We start from the raw sequence: 22,705 nt of genomic DNA on the forward strand, positions 1-22,705 counted from the left end.
AGTGTAATGTGTGTTTCAAAGGCGTTAACGCCGCAGGAGGAGCACGGAGGTTCGACATACGGCGATAGGAGGAATAGCGAACGCTCGCAGAAGGCGGCGGAAAGCGCTACGCGGACGGAAAGGAGCAAGCGCCGGGGGGAAGCGGCGAGCGGCGAGCGACAGAGCCGAGAGGCCAGGGGCAGACAGCAGCGGCCAAACAGAATGGCAAGCACCAGGCACCAGGCGCCAAGCGGCAAACGGCAGACAACGATTGACAGAACCGGGAGATCGGCAGCGAACGGCAGACGGCAGGCGACGAGCATGCGCAACGACGCCGCGTTCCTCCGAATCGTCCATTGCGTCCAAACAAGGGCGTCGTGGCAGAAAATGGCGCAATGGGGCCCTTCTGCAAGGTCAATAATTCAAGAAAAAGCGAGTGGCCCGCAATAAGGAATACGTTGTGCCTGATGGGAGGCAACATCGATTTCATAGCGAAGTCCCGCCCCGCGAAAAACAGGCCCCATAGCCGCCATTTCTGGCATAGAAATACAATTCCTATGCAATGAGGCCCCCTTCGCGCATTTCCCGCCATGGGCAGGGTCATGCCTCGGACCAAAAATCGTTCCATGGACAAGAGCCCATCTCGCAAATGCAATCGATATCAAACAAGAGAACGACCATGGCCCACATGCGCAACGAATACCCTCGCCATAAACAGAGAACGAGCCCCGCCAGGCCATTGGCCTGATTGGGCTCGTCTCGTATAACAGCGAAACGCTTTCGGAGAATCATTATCGAAAGTGTTTCCGTCTTTTCGAACCTTCTTCCCTTAACGCATTTGCGGCGAAAAATCGCCACAGACCGCGCGGTGCCGCATCAGTTGCAGCACGTTATTGCTTGCAGCGCTCTTCGACAGGAACGAACTCCACGCCCTCGTAGCCAAAGACGGCAGGACCAACCGTGGCCAGACCCTCAGGCGTGCGCCACTGCGGCGCGCAAGGAATGCCCAGCACAATCGCGCGGCAACCGTACTTCAGGGCCTCACCCGTGATGGGAGTGAGCGTTTCGCTATCGAACATGGCGATAAGATCGGGTGCCGTGCACACCACTTCCCCATTGCACTCGGCGATGAGGAATTCGTTCTGGAAACGCACATCGAGCACGCCGCCCTTATAGGCATCCATGCCCTCCAAATGCACCAAGCCACGCGCGAAACCACCGACGGTGCGGCGTTCCACGTCTTCGACCTTGCCGCGGAACAGCTCCACCGCGCCAAGCGTCTCGCGAAGCTCGGAAATGTCATTGGAGCGCTCTTCGCGGGCACGGCGCAGGATGCGGCCGACGTTTTCGCACAGCGTATACGTGCCGGCCACGCTGTGCGCCTTGGCCTCGGCGCCCATCATGCCGTAGCACGCGAGCGAAATATTGCCGCCCATTTCCACCGTAGCGCCGCGGCACAAATCTTCGCCGCACTTATTCGTGGCCGCATGCATGAGCAGCGTATTGCCACGCTCATCGGCCACACCAATGGGACTTGCCGATTGGCCGTACATCGACCACGTCACCATTTGCAACTCAGGGAACGCGCGGCCCATGCCGTCGGCATCGAGCAGCGGAATGTGGCGCTGCGCCGCAGGAAGCATAGGATGCAGCGAGTTCCAGCCGCCCGCTTCAGACGGAATAAGCGCATCGAAGGTATGCCCCACTTCGCGTTCAAGCGCCTCGAGCGCATAGACCGGCTCGGGGCCTGCGGGCACCTTTTCGACGAGCACCGTAGGCGCTCCAAGGCCCATAGACACCGCAACGCGAGCATCATCAGGCAATTCATCGAGCATAAGCAGCGGAATAGGGCCATTGTCGGCCACGCACTGCTTCGCGATGAGAATGCCCACATAGGGATTGCCACCGCCGCCCGACGCCATAACGGCCGCGCCCATCGCGATGTCTTCAACTTCTTGTTCGCCCAAATATCTCACGGGGCGTTCCTTTCACTCCAATGCGCTGTAGTGCTAAAGTATTTTGATAAAGAATAAGAGTTGGGCAAAGCCCAACTCAACTCGTCCGTCTTGCTTCCAAAAGGCGCATTCGCACCAAAAGCCAGCGAGCATGGGCCCTGGCGAGTGCACTTCGGGCGTTGAAAATGCCTGTGGCATTTTCAATTCCTGCCTATGCGCCCGAGCGGGCGCGCCCAGCTCAGCTGGGCGAAGCGTACTTCGGTACGCGAGCCGCAGCTTGAACCCGAAATGCGCCGCCAGAGCCCAGCGCAGCGCCGGCTTCGTGCGCCGTTCGGTAGAACGGCGCAACCTCAAACCCGAAATGCGCCGCCAGAACCCAGCGCAGCGCCGACAACTTTCGTCGTTCGCCAGAACGACGAAAACAATTAAATCTTCAGGTCACCCACAGCCTTCACGCGCACGCGGGTCGCATTGCCGGGCAGGTAGGCCAAGGGCACGTCTTCCACTTCGACAATTTGAATCGAATCGGGATCGGCTCCGGCCTTGATAGCTTCTTCGGTAGCCAGACCCTTCGCGACCTCGAGTGTTTCGGCGCGGCCGAGCTTGTCGAGCGAGAATACGCGCTCGATCTGGCCCGACACCTGAGAAATCGCACTGCCCACAGCGTTGGCTTCGCCGAAATTGTTCGGCTTGAGCACGCGAGCTACGCCCTCGAGTTCGCTAGGAACCAGAATGGAGCCGCCGCCAACGAGAATGACATCGATATCGCCCGCGCTCGTCTTCATGCGGTCAACGCAGTTTTCGACCATTTCGGTCATGACGGCCCGAGCCTTCTTCACGAGTTCCGGATCCAAATCGGCCACAAGCGCTGGGTCGCCCACGCCTTCAGCAGCGCCCGCCGCAACCACGATGTCGGTCGCGGTGAGCGTGTGACCGCCGAAACACAACGCCTCTTTCGTCACGCGATAGCCCACCGAATCGGGACCGACGGTCACGGTGCCGTCTTCGTGCTGGCGCACAATCGAACCGCCGCCAAGGCCGATCGAAATAATGTCAGGCATGCGGAAGTTCGTGCGAACGCCGCCGATTTCCACGGCAAGCATGCTCTCGCGCGGGAAGCCATGCGTCAAAACGCCCAGGTCGGTGGTGGTACCACCCACGTCGACGACCACGGCGTCTTTCAAGCCCGTCAAAAACGATGCGCCGCGAATGGAGTTTGTGGGACCACACGCAATGGTGAGAATCGGATAGCGCATGGCGTATTCGGCGCTCATGAGCGTGCCGTCGTTTTGGCACAGGTACACTTCAGCGTCGGTGATGTCTTCACCCGCAAGAGCCGCGATGAAGCTTTCCGATGTGGTTTTCGCAACGTCGACGAGCGCCGCATTCAAAATGGTGGCGTTTTCGCGTTCAAGCAGACTCACGCTGCCGATTTCGCTCGAAATGGAAATGGGGAAATCGTCGCCGAGCGCCTCGCGCATGATGGCCGCGGCGCGCGTCTCGTGGCTTGCGTCAACCGGCGAAAACACGCTCGTGATGGCAACGCTGTCGCATTCGCCCTTCACCTGGTTCGCAATGCGGCGCAGCTCGTCCTCATCGAGTGGGGCGATTTCGCGACCGTCGAACTCGTGCCCGCCGCCCACAAGGAACCACTGATCGCTGATAGCCGTGCGCAGCTCTGCCGGCCAATCGATCATAGGCTTGATGGCGCGCGTCGCGGGCGCACCGATGCGAATCACGGCAACGCGATCAAGACGCTTGCGCTCGACGATGGCGTTCGTGCAGTGCGTCGTGCCAAGCATCGCGTAGCCGATACGGGAACGATCAACGCCCTCACCGGCAAGCACGGCCTCCATGGCGTTTTCGATGCCGCTCATAACGTCTTCGGTCGTGGGGCTTTTCACGGCCGAGATAAGATTCAGGTTCTCGTCAAGAACAACGGCGTCAGTGTTGGTGCCTCCGACGTCGATGCCAATGCGCCAGTCTTTGTTGGACATCGTTTCTATCCCTTCATATATCTATGCCGATGCGAGCTTGCGTAGCGCGTTGGAACCTATGGGCTTGCCATTTCCGAAAACGGCCGCTAAACCGCTTCGAGAAACGTCAAACCCCGGCACCTTCAACGCGCCAGAACCCCGCTGGCTCATCCAAAAAAACCTACTGCTCGTTCGCGCTTTCGACAACGCGTTCCTCAACGGGAACGAAATCGATGTCGTAGCCGAAATAGCGCGGGCCAGCGATTTCGAGGCCGCGCTCGCTGCGCCAATGCTCATGCACGGGAATGCCAATGACTACGCCACGCGCACCATACTTCATGCCTTCAGTGGTAATGGGCAGCGCGGTTTCAATATCGAGCACGGCGATGAGGTCGGGGGCCGAGCACAACACCTCGTCGCCCGATTTGGCGAGCAGATGCTCGTTTTGGAAGCGCAGCTCGCATTCGCGGCCCGCATAATCGTCGATGCCCGCGAAATGCGCGTAGCCACGCACGAAACCGCCCTCGGTACGACGCGCCACATCGTCAAGCTTGCCTCGGAACAGCTCGAATGCACCGAGCAAATCGAGAATCACCGGCAGCGGATCGACGTTTTGTTCGTGGGCCTCGCGAATGGCACGGCCGATTTGCTCGCAATAGGTCGACGTGCCGGGAATAGAGGCCTTCTTGGCCTGGGCGCCCGTCATGGCGTAGTCGGCCATGAACACGCTGCCGCCCGTAGTAATGGCGGCGTTGCGCGAAAGGCGCTCGGCCCATGCGTTGTCGACAGCCTCGACGGTAACCACGTCGCCCTTTTCGTCGCACACCACAGCCGGGCACGCGGGAATGTCAAACAGCGTCCACGTCACATGGCGCAGCTCGGGAAACGCGCGGCCCATACCGTCACAGTCGACGATGGGCACGCCCTTGGCCGCGGCCACCTGAAACGGCAGAAGGGAGTTCAGGCCGCCCGCTTCGAGCGGCATAATCGCGTCGAATTTACGGCCCAGACGCTTCTCCAGCGCATCAACCGCGCCTACGCCTTCCATGCCGTTGGGAACCTTCTCCACGAGTACCGTGGGCGCACCCAACATATGCGATGCGCAGACGAACGCGTCATCGGGCAACTCGTCGAGCGATATCATTTGGAACGGACCATATTCATCAATGGCCTGAAGGGCCATGAGCTTGCCGATATACGGGTCGCCGCCGCCGCCTGATGCGAGAACCGCGGCACCAACCGCCATATCCTCGACTTCGCGCTTGCCAATAGTGCGCACGATGTTCCCCTTTCCCTGAAACGGCGTTGCCAGGTAGGCTTTTCGCCACAATACACATACGAGCACTCTACCCCATTGGAGCATACAAAGGAATGAGCGACCGGGTGAGCTTTTACAATTTCGTTACGAGCGGCGACGGAATGCGCGCGATTGCCGCCCCAGGGCAATAACGGCGGCTTGGCCATGAAAACGCGAAAACGCCTATGAATTCGCTGAACCCACAAGGCGTTCCCACTCAAACTGGGATGCAAAGATTGGCCGCCCAATAAAAGGATTCCCCCACTATTAACATGCGGGGGAATGGGCGCATCAGGCATATGCTCCCAATTGCGAGAAGGAGGCAAGGACCTGTACGCTACCGCTTCCAACAAGGCGTGCCGGCGGCGCGCAGCGTACAGTTCTGCCTGCAGGCGCACCCCTCGCAGCTCGCCTTCACGCCCGAAGCCTCGTCGAGCTTCGCATCGGCATCGAACAGGCCCACGAACGCCGTGACGCTCTTTGCGGGAATGAGCAAATTCGATTCCGTCGCCACCATGCCAAGGCGCTTGTCGGCTGCGAGCACGCGCACGATTTCCGGCTGAAGCGCAAGCGGCAAATCGCCATAGCCGGGGCTATAGCGCCAGTTCGTGCGCATGCCTCGCTTCGCGGCATCGGCAACCACGGTCGCTTCACACGCATCGGCCACACTTTCCACGAGCGAACTTCCCGCCGCACCGTAAATGGCCGCGTCGAGCGCGCTCTGCGCTTTCCGCCGCGCCATGGCCGCTTCGTTCGCCATGCCAAGTGTGCAAGCCAGAACGGCGCACTCCGCCGCACCTTTCAGATGGCGCGCGATGTCGGCGCCCTCGAGCACAAGCGAGCTGCCCACAAGCCGCACGCCCCGCTCGCACGCCTCGATAGGAAACGAGCGAAACACGAACCCCGGTCGAGCCTCGCGCTCGCACGCCGCGATGTTTTTGTCGATGCGCGCCTCCATCTCGGCATCGAGCGTTTGCCCCGCGTAGCCCAAATAGCGCAGCGCCTCTGCCCTATTAACCCTGTAGTCGGGCAATTTGCAGCCAAGCATTACGCAATCGCACCCGCGTCACGCAGCGCCTGAACGGCGGCTTGTGCGATATCGGGGCGATTCATGGTGTAGACATGCAAGCCGTCGACACCTTCTTTCGAAAGGCCCACGAACTGCTGGCACGCATAATCGATGCCCGCCTGGCGCAGCGCCTTCGGGTCGTCTTCGTAGCGCGCGAGCAGCTTGATGATGGGCGACGGCAAGCTCGCGCCGCACATGAATACCATGCGCTGGATTTGTGCCTTCGAAAGAAACGGCATGATGCCAAACGTGATAGGCACGGTAATGCCCGCCTTGCGCGCGGCATCGAGGAATTGCAGCGCAACATCGTTATCGAAGAACAGCTGCGTGACAAAGAATTGTGCGCCCGCGTCCTGCTTTTCCTTCAAATGGCGAATGCTCTCGTCGAAATCGAGGCAATCGATATGTCCTTCCGGATACGCCGCCGCGCCTACGCAAAAACCAGCCTCGCGCGCAACGGGAATCAGGTCTTTGGCGAATTTGAAATCTTTCGGGGTCGCTCCCGGCACCGCGTCGCCGCGCAGGGCGAGCACATTTTCAATACCCGCCGCCTTCATCGATGCAAGCACGGAATCGATGCCCGCGCGATCGGCGTTCATACACGTAAGGTGGGCCATCATGTTCAAGCCATATTCGTCTTGCGCCATTTTCGCCACGTCGATCGTGCGCGAGGAATTGCCCGACCCTCCCGCTGAATACGTGACGGAGACAAACGACGGCGAAAGCGGCGCCAGGCCTCCGATAACCTCGCGGGCTTCTTCCACGGGAAGATCGCCTTTCGGGGGGAAAATTTCAAACGAAACGGGCAGCTTCTCGCCACCAAAAACATCGATGATGTGCATGCGAACTCCTTTGCGCAAAACAGCCCATCGTTTTTGCTTCGACCCACCGCTTCTGCTTTGCCGCTTGGCGATTCATTCTTTATGGCTTATCGCGAATCGCCTCGTGGGTTCGACATCCCAAGCGAAAGCATCGCCATTGGGCGCTTGACGCGAAATCAACGCAGGCAAAGCGCACCGCTTGCTTTCGAAATCGAGCAAAATCGAGGGGTCGATGCAAAAAAACTACCAACTTAAGCGATATGGATAATAGCGCTTTATCGCGATGGAGTAATTTGCAGCGGCAAGAAATGCACGAGAAATCGAGCGCCAGCCTTGCGCCCAAAATGCAGCGAACCCGGCATGGACCGTCTCCATGCCGGGTTCGCCTTCTTTTCATACATTATTCGATGGTTCGGCCTTCACACTGGTCGGTTCGAAACACGCGAAGAATATCGCCCGCGTGCAGCTCTTCCCCGCAATCGAACGAATACGTCTCCATCGTGCGATTTGCCACATTAACAGCGCACAGCGTGCCGCCCGCAACGCGCGGATCGGCGCCGGCAAGAACGCCCTCGCGGCGGCGCTCCACATCGTCGGGGCTCGCGTCGTCGGCGGCGTGCCATACCAAACGCGTAGGCTGAATCGTGAACACGCCGCGCCCAGGCGAGAGCACCTCAAGGGTTTCGCCTTCGAAGAAACGGTTGCGGCACATCACGACTGCCCGATATGCCTGCGCAGGCGATGCGGCCAGCTCATCGATAAACGAGAGGCTCACGCACCCCTTCTTTTCCGCATAGGGGTCCGACGCGATTGCCTGGCGACGCGCAGCGATTCCGGCTTCGGGCCACGACTGAATCTCGGCAGCGTTGCAACCGGGCGCATCCGCCTGGTTGGCAACAACGGCCTGCGGGAACGGGCGCGAGACATTGCCCGCGGCCTCGCCCGTCGCTGGCGATGACGCATCCACCTGTCCACCCGCTGCCAACGAGGGCGCGTTCTTCCCGCACGAAACTACGCGAGCGACCATTTGGTAATCGCGCGCATATTCCTTCACGCCCTGGTTTTGACCAGGGGCGCCAAAGTAAAAGCCCGTCGAATACGGACGGTGGCTCGTAGTTTCGAGCTCGGCCTGCCACGCATCGGCAGGCTCGCCATCGAGCACATGGCGATACGCGTTCACGGCCGATGCCACATAGTAGGCGCCTTTCGCGCGACCCTCGATCTTAATGCTGTCGACGCCCGCTTCGGAAAGCTCGCGCACATGGGAAAGCATGTTCATGTCCGTAGAGCTCATGATGAAGCTGCCGCCGTCTTCCTCGATAACCGAGAAAGGCTCGCCCGGACGCGTTTCTTCCACAACCGTGTACTTCCAGCGACACGGCTGCGCGCAGTGTCCATTGTTCGCACCACGCGAGGGGCTCACCATGTAGTCGCTCATAAGGCATCGACCCGAATAGGCCATGCACATGGCGCCATGCACGAACGCTTCGATTTCCAAATCGTCGGGAATGCTTTCGCGCATACGAGCGATATCGGAAAGGCTCATTTCACGCGCCACAACAACGCGGCTCACGCCTAAATCGTAATACGCCTTCGCAGCTTCGGCGTTCATGCACGATGCCTGGGTTGAAAGATGCAGCTCGAGCTTTGGCGCCGTACGCTTGCATATGGAAAGCGCGCCCATGTCGCTCACGATGGCCGCATCCACGCCGGCATTTTGCAGCATGGCGAAGAAATCTGGCAAAGCCGCCACGTCGCCATCTTTCATAAGCGTATTCGCCGTCACAAAAACCTTCACCCCATGCTCGTGAGCGAATTTCACGGCAGAGGCGATGCCCGCATCATCGAAGTTCGAAGCGCGGCGGCGCATTCCAAAACGTTTACCCGCCAAATATACGGCGTCGGCGCCGAAATGGACGGCGCATTCCAACTGTTCCATGCCGCCCGCGGGCGCCAGCAGCTCCATAGGTCGCGCCATACCGGCGCAGGTGTGTTTCAGTGAAGTAATCATGGCCACAGCATAGCAAAAGGACGGCGAAAGACGCTTTACGGACGAATATGCAAACGACAACCGCACGACCACATGCAAAAGGCCCCTTCAATGAAGGAGGCCTTGAGCAAAACCGTCAGCACTCAAAGAGCGACCGCCGCGCTGAGCTTAGCTGTTTTCTTGCGCTTCTCGATGCCGCCCATTCCCGATGCATCCCCACCCTTCCTAAAGGGAAATCATGCCGCTGAAACTCTTCCCTCAAACGCCAAGTCGACGGTCTCTACTACGTCCAAAAGGCTCCGCCCACACGCGAGTGCGCTATGATGGAGCCATTGAAACCACGCGACGGGAGGCATCGTGAACGACAAAGAACGCATTCGTTTGACCGAGCTCACCTCACGTGGCGGTTGAGCGGCGAAGTGGGGTCCGGGAGACCTCGAACGCATTTTGAAAGACATCTCCATTGCGCAGACGATGCCGCCCGAAGCCATGCTCGGCTTCGACACGGCCGACGACGCTGCCGTATGGCGAATCGCGCCGAACATCGCGGGCATTTTGACGATTGATTTCCTTACGCCTATCGTCGATGAGCCCTACGACTTCGGGCGAATCGCCGCCGCCAACGCGCTTTCCGACGTTTTTGCCATGGGCGGCGTGCCCAATGTGGCGCTCAACGTGGTCGCCATGGATTCGACCCTGCCTGAATACGTGCCGCGCGATATGCTGCGCGGAGGCCTCGAAAAAGTCATCGAGGCGGGCGCCGTTATTATGGGCGGCCATTCCATCGACGACGAGGAGCCGAAATACGGCCTGTGCGTTTTCGGCACCGTCGCCCCCGACGCGCTCGTGCGAAACGAAGGCGCAAAGCCGGGCGATACCCTGTACCTCACCAAGCCGCTCGGCACGGGCATCGCGAGCGCGGGGCGCAAGGTCGGCATTCTGGACGATGCCGCGTTCTCGCCAGTCGTCGAATCGATGGCCGAGCTCAACCGCGCTGCGGGCGAGGCGATGGTCGCCGCCGGCGTGCATGCCGCGACCGACGTAACCGGCTTCGGCCTTGCGGGCCACCTGCACGAAATGCTCTCTGCAAGCACGTGCGCCGCGAGCATCAACTGGAGCGACGTGCCAACATTTGCGGAAACCGTCGATCTTGCGCGCCAATGGTGCCGCCCGGCGCGTTCGTTTTCCGTGGAAGACTTTGCGCAGCCGTTTTTGCACGTGCCCGACAATCAAATGGGCGAAGACGCCACTGCCGTGCTATGCGACCCGCAAACGTCGGGCGGCATGCTCTGCGCCATACCGTCCGAAGCGGCCGCAACTTTCGAAGAGGAGTTCGCGGCACGCTGCGGCCGCACGCCCGCAAAAATTGGCCGCGTGATAGAGGGCGAATCGGGGCACATTCACGTAGTGGAATAATGTTCGCCTATAAGAACTTTGTCATATATGCCGCAAAGGAGAATTATGGCAACCGAAAAGAGCCTCAATGAGCGCATGCGCGCGCTTCCCAAGGTCGACGAAGTCGTAGGACTCGTCGAATTGAGCGACGCCATTCGCGCATGCATTCCCGAAGCCGCCATAACCGATGCAGTGCGCGCGAGCATCCAAGCCATGCGCGAACGCTTGCTGCGAGGCGAAGACGTCGACATCACTTCGCACGCCGCCGCACGCGAAGCCGAATGCCGCGTGCGCGCGCTCGCCCGCCCCTCGCTTCGCGCCGCGGTAAACGCCACGGGCGTCATTCTGCACACCAACATCGGCCGCAGCCCCTTGGCGCAAGAGGCCCTCGACGCCGTTGTCGACGTGTCGCGCGGCTATTGCACGCTCGAATACAGCATCGAGAACATGGCGCGCGGCAGCCGCCACGACCACATCGAGTCGCTTGTATGCGCACTCACCGGCGCCGAGGCGGCCATGGCCGTCAACAACAACGCAGCCGCAACCCTCATGGTGCTTTCCGAATTCGCGAAAGGCCACGAGGCGGTGGTTTCGCGCGGCGAACTCGTTGAAATCGGCGGATCGTTCCGCATTCCTGAAATTATGGCAACCTCAGGCGCCAAGATGGTTGAAGTCGGCACCACCAACAAGACTCACGTATTCGATTACGAGCGCGCAATCACGAGCGACACCGCGATGCTTTTAAAGGTGCACACCTCGAATTACTGCATCGTAGGCTTTTCGGAAAGCGTGACCACCCGCGATTTGGTGGGCGTCGCCCGCGCCGAGAACGCGCGCCGCGCTGCCGCCGACACGCACAACCGTGTGGTGGTGTATGAAGATTTGGGCTCCGGGTCCCTTTTGCCGCCCATCTTGAACGCGCCCGACGCCGAACCTACCGTAGGCCAGTCGCTTTCGGGCGGCTGCGATTTGGTGTCATTCTCGGGCGACAAGCTGCTCGGCGGTCCGCAGGCGGGTATCATCGTGGGCAAGAAAGCCTATATCGACCGTCTGAAGAAAAATCCGCTCGCACGCGCCATGCGCCTGGACAAGATGACGCTCGCTGCGCTCGAGGCCACGCTGCGCCTCTATCTCGACGGCACCGCCTACGAACGCATTCCCACGCTGCGCATGCTCAATGCGACGCTGGGAGAAATGCGCGAAGCCGCCGACGCTCTGGCCGCCGCTATCGAAGAGCGCCTTCCGAGCGGTTGCGCAAGCGTCTCGGTCGTGGAGGAATTCGAGAAGGCCGGCGGCGGGTCGCTTCCCACCCTCGATATTCCCGGCGCCGCCGTGCGCATCGATTACCTGCGCGGCAACGCGAACGACTGTGAACGCGCCATGGGCAACCGCGCGGGCTCACCGGTACTGGCGCGCACCAAACACGAAGGCACCCTGTTCGACGTGCGATGCCTGCTGCCCGGCGACGAGCAAATCATCGCCGACGCGCTTGCGGAATACTTCAAAACACTGGATTAGGCCACTCTTCCAACGCCCCTCGCCGAGACAAGCGAGGGGCGTCTTCAACCTACGCATCGGTAGCGGGAAGGGACACCCGTGCTCAAACAGTCCTGAGCTCGCACAAACGCCCCACCGAGGCGTTCGACTCGTGCGGAACTGCGCCGGAGCCCCTTCCCGTCACCAATGCCGAGCCCTTCACAATTGAAAGAAGGCATCCATGTCTACCCACGAATACAACGAACCCTCTATCGTCATTGGCACCGCGGGCCACATCGACCACGGCAAATCGACGCTTGTGCAAGCGCTCACCGGCACCGACCCCGACCGCTTGGTCGAAGAAAAGCGTCGCGGCATCACCATTGAGCTGGGATTTGCTCGACTCGACTTGCCAGGCGGCGCTTCCGTCGGCATCGTCGACGTGCCCGGCCACGAGAAGTTCGTGCGCCAGATGATCGCCGGAGCCACGGGCATCGATGCCGCCATTTTAGTCGTGGCGGCCGACGATGGCATCATGCCCCAAACGCGCGAGCACCTCGCCGTGCTGCGCCTGCTCTCGGTACCACAAATCGTCGTCGCGCTCACCAAATGCGACATGGTTGACGAGGAATGGGTCGAATTCATGAGCGGGGAAATTCATGCAGCGCTCGCCTGCGGCCCCTATGCCGAAGCGGAAATCATTCCCGTTGCCGCGCGCGAAGGCCGCGGCCTCGACGAGTTGAAAGCCGCGCTCGCGAATATCGTATCGAAGCAGCAGCACGCCCACCACGGGGGATTTTTGCGCATGCCCATCGACCGCTCGTTTACCGTGAAGGGTGCGGGCACCGTTGTTACGGGCAGCCTGTGGAGCGGCACCGTCGCATCCGGAGACACCGTGCGCGTGCTGCCAAGCGGCAAAAAAACGCGCGTGCGCTCGGTGCAAATTCATGGTGAAGGCGTCGATGCCGCGTTTTCAGGCCATCGCGTAGCCATGAATCTCGCCGATGCGAGCCGCAACGACGTGCGCCCCGGCGATTTCATCACGGCGCTCGATGTCCCCGACGCCAGCGACCGCTTCGATTGCGAACTCACGTATTTCGACTGCGAGAACGCAAGCAGCGCGCTCGAATCGGGCTCCACGGTGCGCGTCGCCCACGGCACCAAAGAGGTGTTCGGGCGCGTGCTGTTCATGGATGGCCACGCCAAACTCAAGCAAAACGAGCAGGCCACAGCGCAGATACGCCTCGACGAGCCTTTGTGCGTGCTTCGCGGCGACCGATTCGTCATTCGCGCCACAACGCCTGTGCGCGTCATCGGCGGCGGACGCGTGCTCGCCGGCCATCCGCGTAGGCGTTCCATTCTTTCCGAAAGCGACAAGGCGGTGCTTTCCGCCCTCGCTTGCGACGATGTGGCCGCCGCCGCTCAAGCATATATCGAAGAGCCCAATGCCATTCGCACCGTGGCCGACATTGCAGGCGCCCTCGACGTGAGCGAAGCCGAAGCCGCACGCATCGCGAAAACCATTGTCGGCAAAAATATCGTCGCCGCGGGAAGCGACGCCGACCTCCTGTTCGCTACAAAACAAACTCTGCAGCGCGCCGCCTCGAAAATCGCGAGCACGCTGCTGAAATTCCACGCGACATCGCCCAATGAGCTGGGCATGCCGAAAGCCGCGCTCAACCACGCAGCGTTACCTTCGCTCAACGGCACCCGCTTTGACGCCGCTCTTGCTGTCGCCCTTGAAAAAGGCGACGTCGTATCCATGGACGGCGTTTTGAGCCATGCCACCGCGGGGGCCGCCGCGCATGCGCGCGCCCAAGAGCGAGCCGATGCCGCATTCGCGCTTCTCGAAGGCACGCTTACGCCTCCCTTCGCCGATGGCGTGGCCTCGTCGCTCAACTGCACGAAGAGCGAAGCCTATGCCGCGCTCGGCGACCTCGAAGAACAGGGGCACGCCGTGAAAATCGACCGCGACCTCTACTACGACGCCGCCGTATTCAACAAGCTTGTCGAAGCCGTGCGAGCCCATATCGAAGCGAAGGGGCCCTCGCTGGCCACTGATTTGAAAGACGCCATGGGCGTTTCGCGCAAGAACGCCATTCCCGTGCTTGAAGCTCTCGACGATAGGGGCATCACGAAGCGCGATGGCGACCTACGAACGCTTTAGCGCCATCGATTCTTGGCCCCCTCTTACGCGCTTTTCACGACCGCATAACTTTTCTCGTCGGCCCCCGCGAAAATTGCGTAGAATGTTTGCCTGGTTTGACCTTTGAAGCAACCGACATATGGAGATGAATAGGTTCCTGGTGGACCTCGCGGCCTTCAAAGCCGTTGCGGGGCGCGCAGAACGTCTCGGGTGTGTTCGATTCACACGCATCTCCGCCAGCTTTACTGCGCCGTTCTTATGAACGGCGCTTTTTGTTGGCTGACCGAAAAAACGACCGCCATATACAAAAAAGCGAGGAAGGGCACACCCTTCCTCGTTTTGCTTTGCGGGTTTTACAGCTTCTCGAGAAGCTCGAATTCCGTTTTCGACATCTCGCGATACAGCGCCGAGAGGCCTCGGGCATCGACGCACACCCGTGCGAGCATGCCCGCTGCGGCATCGTCTTCCGCATCGAAGCGCATCGACATGCCGCAACCCGCCGATATCGCGCGCGGGGTCGGAATCATGGCCGCGTGCGCATGCGCGGCTCCAAGGGCTGCCTCCGATGCCATAGCCGCATGCGTCGACTCAAACGCCATAACGTAGGTATGTGACACGGCGCGCCCTTACAGCGTAATGGTCTTGGCGGCTTCTTGCATACGGCCCAGGATGTCATACATATTCGACACCTCGCCAACCTTGAGCTGCTCTTTTAAGCCATAGAAGTCGAGGCACGTACCGCATACGAGCACTTCGGTGCCCTTCTCGATAAGTTTGTTCACCGAATCGATGATCTGCTGCTCATCGCCAGCCACGAGCTTCACGCCACTGTTCATGAACAGCACGCTCGACGGCACGTCTTCGCTTTCCGAAAGCGTGTAAATGGCCATTTTCATGAGGTTATAGCCAAGCTGGGGATCGCCTTCGCCCACGTGGTCTTTGCCAATGAACACGGCATATCCGCAGCCTGCCGGCGTGCAGGCAGGCGCAGCAGCAGGAGCGGCTGCGGCCGCAACGCTCCTGTCGCCTTCCGAGAAGTTCACGCTCCAGCCGCCCTCGATGGTCTCGACGGCAACGTTGAGGCCATATTTTTCAGCCAAGCGCGAAACGTTCTTCACTGCGATTTCGTTGTCAACGTGCACGGAAAGCTCGCGCGCGCCTTCGTCGATCTTCGCCTTCGCCATCATGAGCGGCTTGGGGCACGCAAGACCGAATGCATTGACAGTTTCCATGGGATGCCTCCTTCGTTGTTCTGGCTTACGCCAGCATATACCTCAATTTTCCATTCGCGAGTTTGGCCTTGCGCATTCGCGCGAATTTGGAGTGCACAAGGCCAAACTCGCGCACAATGGGCGGCCTTGCGTTCAACGTCGCAGGTCGCAAGGCCGCCAAACGCTAGCAATACGTGTCGCGCGCAGGGTTGATGGCGCCCGCGACGCGCACAATGCGCTCAATGGGGTACGGCGCGGCCTCGATAACCGGTCGCGCCGCATCGACCACTTCGGGGTCAAGAAGCACCGAAGTGCCGCAACACGCCTGCATGCCGTGCGGGGCAGGCGCCACGCGCGCCGGAACGCCAGCATCAACGAGGCGCTGATACAAATCAAAGCCTTCGGTGCTCGTGCGAACGAGCACGTAGCATGCGTCTTTCGCCTGAAGCACCGCTAACACCCCTGGCCAACGGCGTGGGCGATTTCGCGCACGGCCTTGGCTGCCGCATCGGCGTCGGCTACGGTATTCGCTGCCGCGAAGCTGAAGCGAACCGCGCCTTGGCTCTGAGTTCCAAGCGCTTTATGCATAAGCGGGGCGCAATGGGCGCCCGCACGCACGCAGATGTCGTAATCGCTCGCCAGCCGGTCGGCCACCTCGGCCGAATCGACATCGGCGATATTCAATGCCACGATGGAGCCGCGATCGCACGCATCGCTTCGGCCATACACCTTCACGCCGGAAACGCCCGACACGGCGTCGGCGAAATGCTGCGCAAGCGCGCCCGCATGCTCGTGCACGCCGGAGGGCCCGCCAAGCGTTCCCTCGATGTAGCCAATACCCGCGGCCAAGCCCGCCACGCCATGCGCGTTCAGCGTGCCCGCTTCGAGGCGCTCGGGCATGAAAAGCGGGTGGCGTTCGTCATAGCTGTGCGTGCCCGAGCCTCCTTCAAGAAGCGGGGCGATTTCGGTTCCGCAGGCCACGCACAAGCCACCGGTCCCTTGCGGGCCCAACAGGCTTTTATGGCCCGTAAAGCACACCACGTCGGCGCCGATTTCAGCCATGTTCAGCGGATACGATCCAGCTGTTTGTGCGGCATCGAGCACGAATTTCGCGCCCGCCTCATGGGCCATGGCGCACATGCGCGCCACATCGTACACATCGCCCGTGAGGTTCGACGCATGCGTAACCGCGACCAGCGCAGGCTTGTGTTTGAGCAGTTCGGCATACACCTCGAAATCAAGCGAGCCATCGGCGGCGATAGGCGCGATGTCAACCGAGCAGTCAGCCGTATCGCGCAGGCGGAACAACGGGCGCAGCACCGAATTGTGCGATGCGGCCGTGGTGAGCGCCCTCTGGCCCGGAGCGAGCAGGCCATCGATGGCGATATTGAGCGCCATGGTGGCATTGTTCGTGAACGCCACGCTCGAAGCGCCCGGCGCACCGAGCAAATTCGCCACCGCCGCGCGGGCGCGGTATACCGCCATACCCGCCGCGATTGACGCCAAATGCACGCCGCGGCCCACGCCTCCGAACGACGTCATGGCATCAGCCACGGCGCGCACCACGCATTCAGGCTTCATCATCGTCGTGGCCGCATTGTCCAAGTAAATCACGGGCGCTCCCTCGTTTCCTCGGTTGGGATTTACAGCATTTCGATGAACGCGGCAATGCGCGTTTCAAGCTGTCCCGCATCGCTTTGCGAATAATCGGTCTCGAGCTTCATGTACGGAATGGCCATGGGCGTGCCAGTAATAAGGATGCGCTTCGTGCCCTCGGGGAATACGCTCACGCCGTCGGCGATGCGCTGCTCGAGCTCGTCGGCGAGCTCGTTGGCCTTCTGCGCGCAGCGGGCGGGGTCGTCGAAGAAGGCGATCTGGGTCATGAGCAGGCGATCTTTGCCAGAAATGGGAATGCAGTTTTCGGCTTTCGTGGCATCGAAGACGCGGGCGAGCGCACGACGCACAGCTGGTCATGGGTTTCCAGGTCCATGCCGAGGCTTTGCCACATTTCACGATTGTCTGCCATGTTCGATTCCCCCTTCGTGCGAAGGCGGCATCCCACCCCTGGGGCCATACGCACATGCGCCCTTCGCGCTCGGTTTCCAATAACTATCACGCGACGAATCACCAGCCCATAAGGAATAAGGGCGCAAAAAAGAAACGTCGAGCGACGGTGCAGAATGGCGGACGCGCTGCAGATGCGCGAGCGTTGCCTCGCCTTCGAGGCATATGGGGCATACGCTTCGCGTGCAGAATGACGACGGGGGCAGAATTCGTCGTCGAACGAGGCGTTGCTGTGTATGGAGTCAGTGTAGCGCGCGCGGGATGCAAACGGAAGCTATAACCCTGCAAGCGGAGATTTTATGCGGGAGCGCTTTGCCGATGCGAAAAGGGCCACCGCATACGCGATGGCCCGAAATCACATAGGAGCTCCTGCAGTACGACTGCGTGATTGACACTGGCCGAGGGGGTCGGTCCGATCGATTTCGCCCCGAAATACGGCATCACATCGGACATGCCGCACACATTGAACGGCAGTGCCTCGGTGTTGAAGCGCATGAAATACGGCTCGGCGCCCTCAGGCAGCGTTGGTTCATCGGACGCATCGAGGCCGGCGACCACGGCGGCTGCATGGCCGGCCGAAAGCTCGCAACGCACCATTTCCGCCAAATACACGCCGCTTCCCGTCGAATCAGGCTTTTGCGCCGAGATATTCAGGATGCGCATACGCGCCACCTTTCCTTCGAATTCGAATCATCATACCGTGGCGCAAAGGGAAGCTGCGCAAGCAGACCGCGAATCGCACAGGCAAGCCCGCGAAAAGCCGAAAGCCCAAAGGTTCACAAAGATTTGTCCGCACGCAAGCGCCATGCAAGGTATGATTGAGCCATAGACCGAGCGATACGCAGCGCGCACAGCGCGTTGTCGAGCGGAAGGAGTCGCCATGAGAATCCAAATGGAACTCGACCGAGGATATTTGCCCGACGCTTACGGAAAATACGCAGCGCCCGAAGACTGCTATGACTGGAGCTGCCGCCGCTCGTTTCCCTTTACCGTCGAGGGCGTTCCTTATGGCACGCGCGCACTCGCCGTTTTTTTCATCGACTGGGACAGTGTGCCCGTATGTGGCTTCCCATGGATTCACTGGTGCGCCTACGTAAATGGCGACTTCGAGGGAGATATCGAGTTTCCCGACGATTTGAGCCGCAACGAGCACTCTCGCCTTGTGCAGGGATATAACTCCGCCGCGAAAAGCGAGCCCGAGCGAGGCGTGGGGTATGTTGGCCCCTGCCCGCCCGACCGCGACCACAAATACACGCTGCAGGTTATCGCCCTCGATGACGAACCACTCGTCGAGGCCCCCTTCTGGGCCAACGAACTGCTCGACGCCTGTCGAGGACATGCAATCGACGAAGCAGGCAGGATTTTGCCCAGCAGGTGCTAATGTTTTCCAGATGTAAAAAGCGTTGTCACGCGACTGTCACACACGACGCCAAAACACGGGGAACACGCAGGGAAGGGTGCATCGCAAAAAGATTTGCGCCCGATTTGCACCAGCCCTGCATAAAAGGGCATTTTATCGTGCAAAACAAAACAGGCCAGGCAATCGCCTGATTCAAGGCATATCTCTGCCACAAAAGAATCGTTGGTCAGGCAAGGACAGCGAGCGAAAGCCCAGCGCTTCAGATTGGCCTGAAAGAGGAGCGACGCGTACTACCTGTACGCGAGCGACGATTGAAGGCTAAGCTGGAGTGTTGGGCTTCCGCGCAGCGGCAAATAAAAAGGCCGTTCGTAAGAACGGCCTTTGAAACGACGTGGTGGAGATGATGGGATTCGAACCCACGACCCCCACGTTGCGAACGTGATGCTCTCCCAGCTGAGCTACATCCCCACGTAAGACGCGCTTGTGCGCAAGCAAGTATTTTGCACGTTTGTCGCTCAGGTGTCAACACTTAATTTCATCTTTGGGAAAATTACGTGCTGGCCTAGGCGGCATCGACGACGAAACCGCTTACAGATCGTCGTCGCCATCGTCCTCAAGGTCGTCGCTCAGAAGCACCTCAAGGGCCGAAGCCGCGGCGTTCTCTTCGGTTTCATCGTCCATGAACTTGCCGAAAATGGGCTCTTTCGTTTCGGCGTCGAACAATTCGACCATGCCGGTAAGAATGTCGACGTACTGATACGACTGGCGAGCCTTGCGGCCACGCTTGCGGTCGACCTCGACGACGAACAAAGCGGGGTGCGCCTGCATGAGCGTACCTTCGCATTCGACGATTTTCGAGCGACCCATATTCGCGCGAACCTTCAGGCGGGTATTGATGCGATCCATAAGCTCAGCACGAATATCGCCGACAAGATTTGCCTGCTTTTCAAGTTCCATTCGGTGGATTCCTTTTCATATATAGTACGGCGCCGACATACAGCGCACTTATTACACGCAGGGGAGCATAATACCACGGAATGGAAGAATTCATAGAATCTGCAGGTAGATGCCTATTTATCGTTGAGGTGCCGTTGCTTTTGCGCCGGGCGGCGGCACGTATCGTTTTATTCTTCGGTCTTCGCCTTCGCAAGCACGCGGCCAAGTTCCACGAATTCCGACAGCTCGAGCGTTTCGCCGCGTCGCTTCGCGTCGATGCCGGCTTCGGCAAGAATTTCAGGAAGCTTCGCAGCGATGGCCTTGCCCTGCTCGCCACGGCTCGAGAAATAGCCCTTCATCGAGTTCGAGATAGTCTTTCGACGCGTGAAAAACGCCGCGTCGGCCGCCATGCTCGCATTCGCGATTTCCTCGGCAGACAGGCCCAAGTCGTTGCGGCGGTCAAGACGAATAACCGAGCTCGTCACGCGCGGCGGCGGGAAGAAATTGCCCGGCGAAACTTGGAAGCGGCCCGTAGCCTTTGCGATAAGCTGCAGCTTCACCGAATACGCAGCGTAATCTTTCGTGCCCACAACGGCCTCCATGCGGTCGGCAACCTCGCTTTGCACCATAACCGTGGCGCTCTGCAGGCTGGGGATTCGCTGGAAATAATCGAGCACGAGCGTCGCCGCGACAGCATAGGGCAAATTCGAAATGAACTTGTTGGGAGCCTCGCCCGCTTCGACTGCCTGCTTGCCAAATGCAGCAATCAAATCGTCGTCGTTCAGACGCAAGGCGTCTTTGCTGATGAGCGTGAAATTGTCGAAATCGTCGCACGTCTCGTCAAGTACGGCAGGCAAATCGGGGTCGCGCTCAATGGAGAGCACGTGCTTCGCGCGAGGCAAAAGCGCCACGGTCAGCGTGCCAATGCCCGGGCCCACCTCGAGCACGTTGTCTTCTTCACACACCTCGGAAAGCTTGCAAATGTTCGCGATAACAGCATCGTTCACCAGAAAGTTCTGGCCGAGCGAATGTTTCGTGGCCAAACCGTGGCGCGAAAGCACGTCGCGCGTCGCTCCAACCGATGCCAAATGCGATGCGATTGCCATAGAGTTTCCTTTTCTTTGTCCCCATTGCTTTTAATTGGCACGTTTGCGCCTCACGGCTCACCGAGCCATGCGCTCCCACGGGCTTTGAACTCCCGAAGGCGGGCGAGCCCCACAAATCATGCCCATGGGCTACGAACCAAACGTTTCTTTCTGCGATTCCGCCTCTGGCTGGCCCCAGCCAATGCGGTCGACCACTTCTCCAACGCGCCAACCTGCGGCCCCGAATGACGAGCGCACGCAACTTTCCAGAGCGGCAAACCCATAGGGATCGCCGCCCGAACCGATCACGTACAACGTAACGGGGCGCTTTGGCGCATCGGCAGCACCCGGCTGCCTATTCGGCCCACGCCGTTTCTCCCAGTATGGCTGAAGTCGGTCCAAAACGGCCTTGAACTGCGCCGTTGGCCCCGAGAAATACACAGGTGCCACCACATGAACCGCCGCCGCGCCATCGAGCAACGCATACAGCCCATCCATGTCGTCACGAATCACGCAATGTGTCAAATGCCCTGAGCATTCGACACATTGCAGCGCGCGGCGGCACCCTTCGCAACCGATACAACCGCTCACAGCATGGTCGGCCACATTCCAATGCTCAATAACGACGCCCTTCGCTTCGAGTTCAGCGGTCAGCTGCGCAGCATAACGCGACGACACGCCGTTTTTGCGCGGCGAACCACAGAGTACCAGCTCATAAGAACCCTGCGCGGCGCTCATCGTGCGTCCCTCGCTATATCGGCATGCGCACGCTGCCATTCCGTGGGCTCACGATTCAAAAACGCCACACCCGCATCGTGCATCTGCTGCAGCAATGCGCGGCGAGCCTCGCCTGGGGCGACTCCCCGAACTTCGGCGATGCGCCCTGCGGTGAAAATCGTGAATTCAGGCCCGCACTCGATGCCGCGAAACGGCACGGGGGCCATATAGGGCGCATCGGTTTCGGTAAGCAGGCGTTCGGCCGGAACCATCGCAGACGACGCACGCAAATCGTCGCTTCGCTGGAAGGTGACCGCGCCGCCGAATGCCACATGCGCCCCACGCTCGACCCAGCGCGCAAGCTCATCGGGGCCCACGCTGCAGCAATGCAGCAACGTGCCAGCTTCAGGCCAGCCTTCTTCTTCAAGAATGCGGAATGCGTCTTCGTGCGCATCCCTCACGTGAAGCACGAGCGGCAAGCCCGTAACATGGGCCAGCTGCACCTGGCGACGAAATACGTTCTGCTGAACATCGCGTGGAGACAAATCATAGTGGTAGTCGAGCCCAACCTCGCCCAAGGCAGCGGTACGTGGATCGGCCAAGCGCTCAAGCAAGGCCGCTTCCATATCGGCATCCCACTGGCTTGCGACATGCGGGTGAACTCCGCACGCGATGCGCATGTGCGGTATAGCCGGCTCTGCGCCCCAGCACAAATTGCATGCGCGCTCATCAACAGCCACCGACTCCAGCAACACCGCCGCCTCGGCCGCTTGGCCCGCATGCTTCTTGCCAGCGGCATGAGCCTGCGCTTCGAGCGACTCGCGCTCGGCCGTCACATTGCGACGCGTGGCCTCGAATACCTCGGGCAGTAAGCGCAACGCCTCGGCACGCCATATGTCCAGGTCGCGATATGTGCGTTCGCATTCATCGCCCTCGGCCGGGTCGCACATCGCACATACGAAATCGACGCCCACCACAGCGCAACGCGCAAGCGAGAGCGCCGGATGCGACAGCATAGCAAGGTGCGCATGCGTATCGGCCACGGGCGCCTCGAGCGCAGGCACCGGCGAACCCACATAGGCCCACCCCTTTTTGCGATGCTTGCGAAACAGCGCATCGCCATACAACAAATAACCGGCGTCCCCTTCGGGATCGATTCCCGCGTTCATTGGCATTTCTGATTCCACGATACGAGCCTTAATAACCGAACTTCCTTCTTTTTCAAAAA

Annotated in this window: 19 protein-coding genes, 2 tRNA genes and 1 pseudogene; 5 read left to right on the forward strand and 17 right to left on the reverse strand. The window is 60.2% G+C overall.

Annotation, left to right across the window (positions count from 1 at the left end; translation table 11 throughout):
• Window positions 1-869: 869 nt before the first annotated feature.
• The 6 genes from DMP05_RS02205 to DMP05_RS02235 form a co-directional block, all read right to left on the reverse strand.
• Window positions 870-1,955 (reverse strand): S-methyl thiohydantoin desulfurase family protein, encoded by a 1,086-nt coding sequence (locus tag DMP05_RS02205; RefSeq protein WP_123218960.1) that lies wholly within the window; start codon window positions 1,953-1,955, stop codon window positions 870-872.
• Between the two features lie 404 nt (window positions 1,956-2,359).
• Window positions 2,360-3,931: a hydantoinase/oxoprolinase N-terminal domain-containing protein gene (locus tag DMP05_RS02210; protein ID WP_123218961.1), complete on the reverse strand. Its 1,572-nt coding sequence runs from the start codon at window positions 3,929-3,931 to the stop codon at window positions 2,360-2,362.
• A 160-nt stretch (window positions 3,932-4,091) separates the two neighbouring features.
• On the reverse strand, window positions 4,092-5,189 hold the full coding sequence (locus DMP05_RS02215) for an S-methyl thiohydantoin desulfurase family protein (protein ID WP_114615146.1): 1,098 nt from the start codon (window positions 5,187-5,189) through the stop codon (window positions 4,092-4,094).
• Window positions 5,190-5,544: 355 nt separating this feature from the next.
• The gene (locus DMP05_RS02220; RefSeq protein ID WP_244595011.1) at window positions 5,545-6,255 is read right to left on the reverse strand and encodes a vitamin B12 dependent methionine synthase; all 711 of its coding nucleotides are present in this window, start codon (window positions 6,253-6,255) and stop codon (window positions 5,545-5,547) included.
• On the reverse strand, window positions 6,255-7,118 hold the full coding sequence (locus DMP05_RS02225) for a methylenetetrahydrofolate reductase (protein ID WP_123218962.1): 864 nt from the start codon (window positions 7,116-7,118) through the stop codon (window positions 6,255-6,257). Before DMP05_RS02225 ends, DMP05_RS02220 begins: the two co-directional genes overlap by 1 nt.
• A gap of 379 nt (window positions 7,119-7,497) precedes the next feature.
• Window positions 7,498-9,108: a peptidase U32 family protein gene (locus DMP05_RS02235; RefSeq protein WP_244595012.1), complete on the reverse strand. Its 1,611-nt coding sequence runs from the start codon at window positions 9,106-9,108 to the stop codon at window positions 7,498-7,500.
• Between the two features lie 336 nt (window positions 9,109-9,444).
• Here DMP05_RS02235 and selD point away from each other — a divergent pair, with 336 nt between their 5' ends.
• The 4 genes from selD to DMP05_RS09785 all read left to right on the forward strand — a co-directional run bounded on the left by selD (window position 9,445) and on the right by DMP05_RS09785 (window position 14,343).
• Window positions 9,445-10,503: a selenide, water dikinase SelD gene (gene selD, locus DMP05_RS02240; protein ID WP_123218965.1), complete on the forward strand. Its 1,059-nt coding sequence runs from the start codon at window positions 9,445-9,447 to the stop codon at window positions 10,501-10,503.
• Between the two features lie 45 nt (window positions 10,504-10,548).
• Entirely contained in the window at window positions 10,549-12,000 is a 1,452-nt protein-coding gene (selA, locus tag DMP05_RS02245) for an L-seryl-tRNA(Sec) selenium transferase (protein WP_123218966.1), read from the forward strand.
• Window positions 12,001-12,199: 199 nt separating this feature from the next.
• On the forward strand, window positions 12,200-14,125 hold the full coding sequence (selB, locus tag DMP05_RS02250) for a selenocysteine-specific translation elongation factor (protein ID WP_123218967.1): 1,926 nt from the start codon (window positions 12,200-12,202) through the stop codon (window positions 14,123-14,125).
• Between the two features lie 120 nt (window positions 14,126-14,245).
• A tRNA-Sec gene (locus DMP05_RS09785) sits at window positions 14,246-14,343 on the forward strand.
• 114 nt (window positions 14,344-14,457) lie between these two features.
• Here DMP05_RS09785 and DMP05_RS02255 read toward each other — a convergent pair.
• The 6 genes and pseudogenes from DMP05_RS02255 to DMP05_RS02280 form a co-directional block, all read right to left on the reverse strand.
• The gene (locus tag DMP05_RS02255) at window positions 14,458-14,721 is read right to left on the reverse strand and encodes a putative Se/S carrier protein (protein WP_148039675.1); all 264 of its coding nucleotides are present in this window, start codon (window positions 14,719-14,721) and stop codon (window positions 14,458-14,460) included.
• Window positions 14,722-14,730: 9 nt separating this feature from the next.
• On the reverse strand, window positions 14,731-15,336 hold the full coding sequence (gene yedF / locus DMP05_RS02260) for a sulfurtransferase-like selenium metabolism protein YedF (RefSeq protein ID WP_123218969.1): 606 nt from the start codon (window positions 15,334-15,336) through the stop codon (window positions 14,731-14,733).
• A 163-nt stretch (window positions 15,337-15,499) separates the two neighbouring features.
• Entirely contained in the window at window positions 15,500-15,766 is a 267-nt protein-coding gene (locus tag DMP05_RS02265) for a putative Se/S carrier protein (RefSeq protein ID WP_161957448.1), read from the reverse strand.
• Between the two features lie 2 nt (window positions 15,767-15,768).
• Window positions 15,769-16,929: an aminotransferase class V-fold PLP-dependent enzyme gene (locus tag DMP05_RS02270; RefSeq protein WP_123218971.1), complete on the reverse strand. Its 1,161-nt coding sequence runs from the start codon at window positions 16,927-16,929 to the stop codon at window positions 15,769-15,771.
• 29 nt (window positions 16,930-16,958) lie between these two features.
• A pseudogene (locus tag DMP05_RS02275) lies at window positions 16,959-17,276 on the reverse strand (2-hydroxyacyl-CoA dehydratase); the annotation flags it as partial.
• A 400-nt stretch (window positions 17,277-17,676) separates the two neighbouring features.
• Window positions 17,677-18,042 carry a hypothetical protein gene (locus tag DMP05_RS02280; RefSeq protein ID WP_123218972.1) on the reverse strand — a complete coding sequence of 122 codons (366 nt, stop codon included), beginning with the start codon at window positions 18,040-18,042 and terminating at the stop codon, window positions 17,677-17,679.
• 217 nt (window positions 18,043-18,259) lie between these two features.
• Here DMP05_RS02280 and DMP05_RS02285 point away from each other — a divergent pair, with 217 nt between their 5' ends.
• Window positions 18,260-18,760, forward strand: coding sequence for a YbhB/YbcL family Raf kinase inhibitor-like protein (locus DMP05_RS02285; RefSeq protein ID WP_123218973.1), 501 nt, complete (start codon window positions 18,260-18,262; stop codon window positions 18,758-18,760).
• A 371-nt stretch (window positions 18,761-19,131) separates the two neighbouring features.
• Here the strand turns inward: DMP05_RS02285 and DMP05_RS02290 are convergent.
• The 5 genes from DMP05_RS02290 to DMP05_RS02310 form a co-directional block, all read right to left on the reverse strand.
• Window positions 19,132-19,207: transfer RNA gene (locus DMP05_RS02290), tRNA-Ala, on the reverse strand.
• A gap of 120 nt (window positions 19,208-19,327) precedes the next feature.
• Window positions 19,328-19,696, reverse strand: a complete 369-nt coding sequence (locus DMP05_RS02295; protein WP_123218974.1) for a Veg family protein — start codon at window positions 19,694-19,696, stop codon at window positions 19,328-19,330.
• Between the two features lie 167 nt (window positions 19,697-19,863).
• The gene (rsmA, locus tag DMP05_RS02300) at window positions 19,864-20,781 is read right to left on the reverse strand and encodes a 16S rRNA (adenine(1518)-N(6)/adenine(1519)-N(6))-dimethyltransferase RsmA (RefSeq protein ID WP_123218975.1); all 918 of its coding nucleotides are present in this window, start codon (window positions 20,779-20,781) and stop codon (window positions 19,864-19,866) included.
• 129 nt (window positions 20,782-20,910) lie between these two features.
• On the reverse strand, window positions 20,911-21,498 hold the full coding sequence (locus DMP05_RS02305) for a flavodoxin family protein (RefSeq protein WP_123218976.1): 588 nt from the start codon (window positions 21,496-21,498) through the stop codon (window positions 20,911-20,913).
• On the reverse strand, window positions 21,495-22,646 hold the full coding sequence (locus DMP05_RS02310; protein WP_123219042.1) for a TatD family hydrolase: 1,152 nt from the start codon (window positions 22,644-22,646) through the stop codon (window positions 21,495-21,497). Before DMP05_RS02310 ends, DMP05_RS02305 begins: the two co-directional genes overlap by 4 nt.
• Window positions 22,647-22,705 lie beyond the last annotated feature (59 nt).

Source organism: Slackia isoflavoniconvertens, assembly GCF_003725955.1.
GTDB lineage: Bacteria > Actinomycetota > Coriobacteriia > Coriobacteriales > Eggerthellaceae > Slackia > Slackia isoflavoniconvertens.

Bases quoted from the DNA above. Each gene is read 5' to 3' on its own strand.
- DMP05_RS02280 (WP_123218972.1), bottom strand. From the start codon at position 18,042: ATGCGCATCCTGAATATCTCGGCGCAAAAGCCTGATTCGACGGGAAGC.
- DMP05_RS02235 (WP_244595012.1), bottom strand. From the start codon at position 9,108: ATGATTACTTCACTGAAACACACCTGCGCCGGTATGGCGCGACCTATG.
- selA (WP_123218966.1), top strand. From the start codon at position 10,549: ATGGCAACCGAAAAGAGCCTCAATGAGCGCATGCGCGCGCTTCCCAAG.
- DMP05_RS02225 (WP_123218962.1), bottom strand. From the start codon at position 7,118: ATGCACATCATCGATGTTTTTGGTGGCGAGAAGCTGCCCGTTTCGTTT.
- yedF (WP_123218969.1), bottom strand. From the start codon at position 15,336: ATGGAAACTGTCAATGCATTCGGTCTTGCGTGCCCCAAGCCGCTCATG.
- DMP05_RS02220 (WP_244595011.1), bottom strand. From the start codon at position 6,255: ATGCTTGGCTGCAAATTGCCCGACTACAGGGTTAATAGGGCAGAGGCG.
- DMP05_RS02295 (WP_123218974.1), bottom strand. From the start codon at position 19,696: ATGGAACTTGAAAAGCAGGCAAATCTTGTCGGCGATATTCGTGCTGAG.
- DMP05_RS02310 (WP_123219042.1), bottom strand. From the start codon at position 22,646: ATGAACGCGGGAATCGATCCCGAAGGGGACGCCGGTTATTTGTTGTAT.
- DMP05_RS02210 (WP_123218961.1), bottom strand. From the start codon at position 3,931: ATGTCCAACAAAGACTGGCGCATTGGCATCGACGTCGGAGGCACCAAC.
- rsmA (WP_123218975.1), bottom strand. From the start codon at position 20,781: ATGGCAATCGCATCGCATTTGGCATCGGTTGGAGCGACGCGCGACGTG.
- DMP05_RS02285 (WP_123218973.1), top strand. From the start codon at position 18,260: ATGAGAATCCAAATGGAACTCGACCGAGGATATTTGCCCGACGCTTAC.
- selB (WP_123218967.1), top strand. From the start codon at position 12,200: ATGTCTACCCACGAATACAACGAACCCTCTATCGTCATTGGCACCGCG.
- DMP05_RS02305 (WP_123218976.1), bottom strand. From the start codon at position 21,498: ATGAGCGCCGCGCAGGGTTCTTATGAGCTGGTACTCTGTGGTTCGCCG.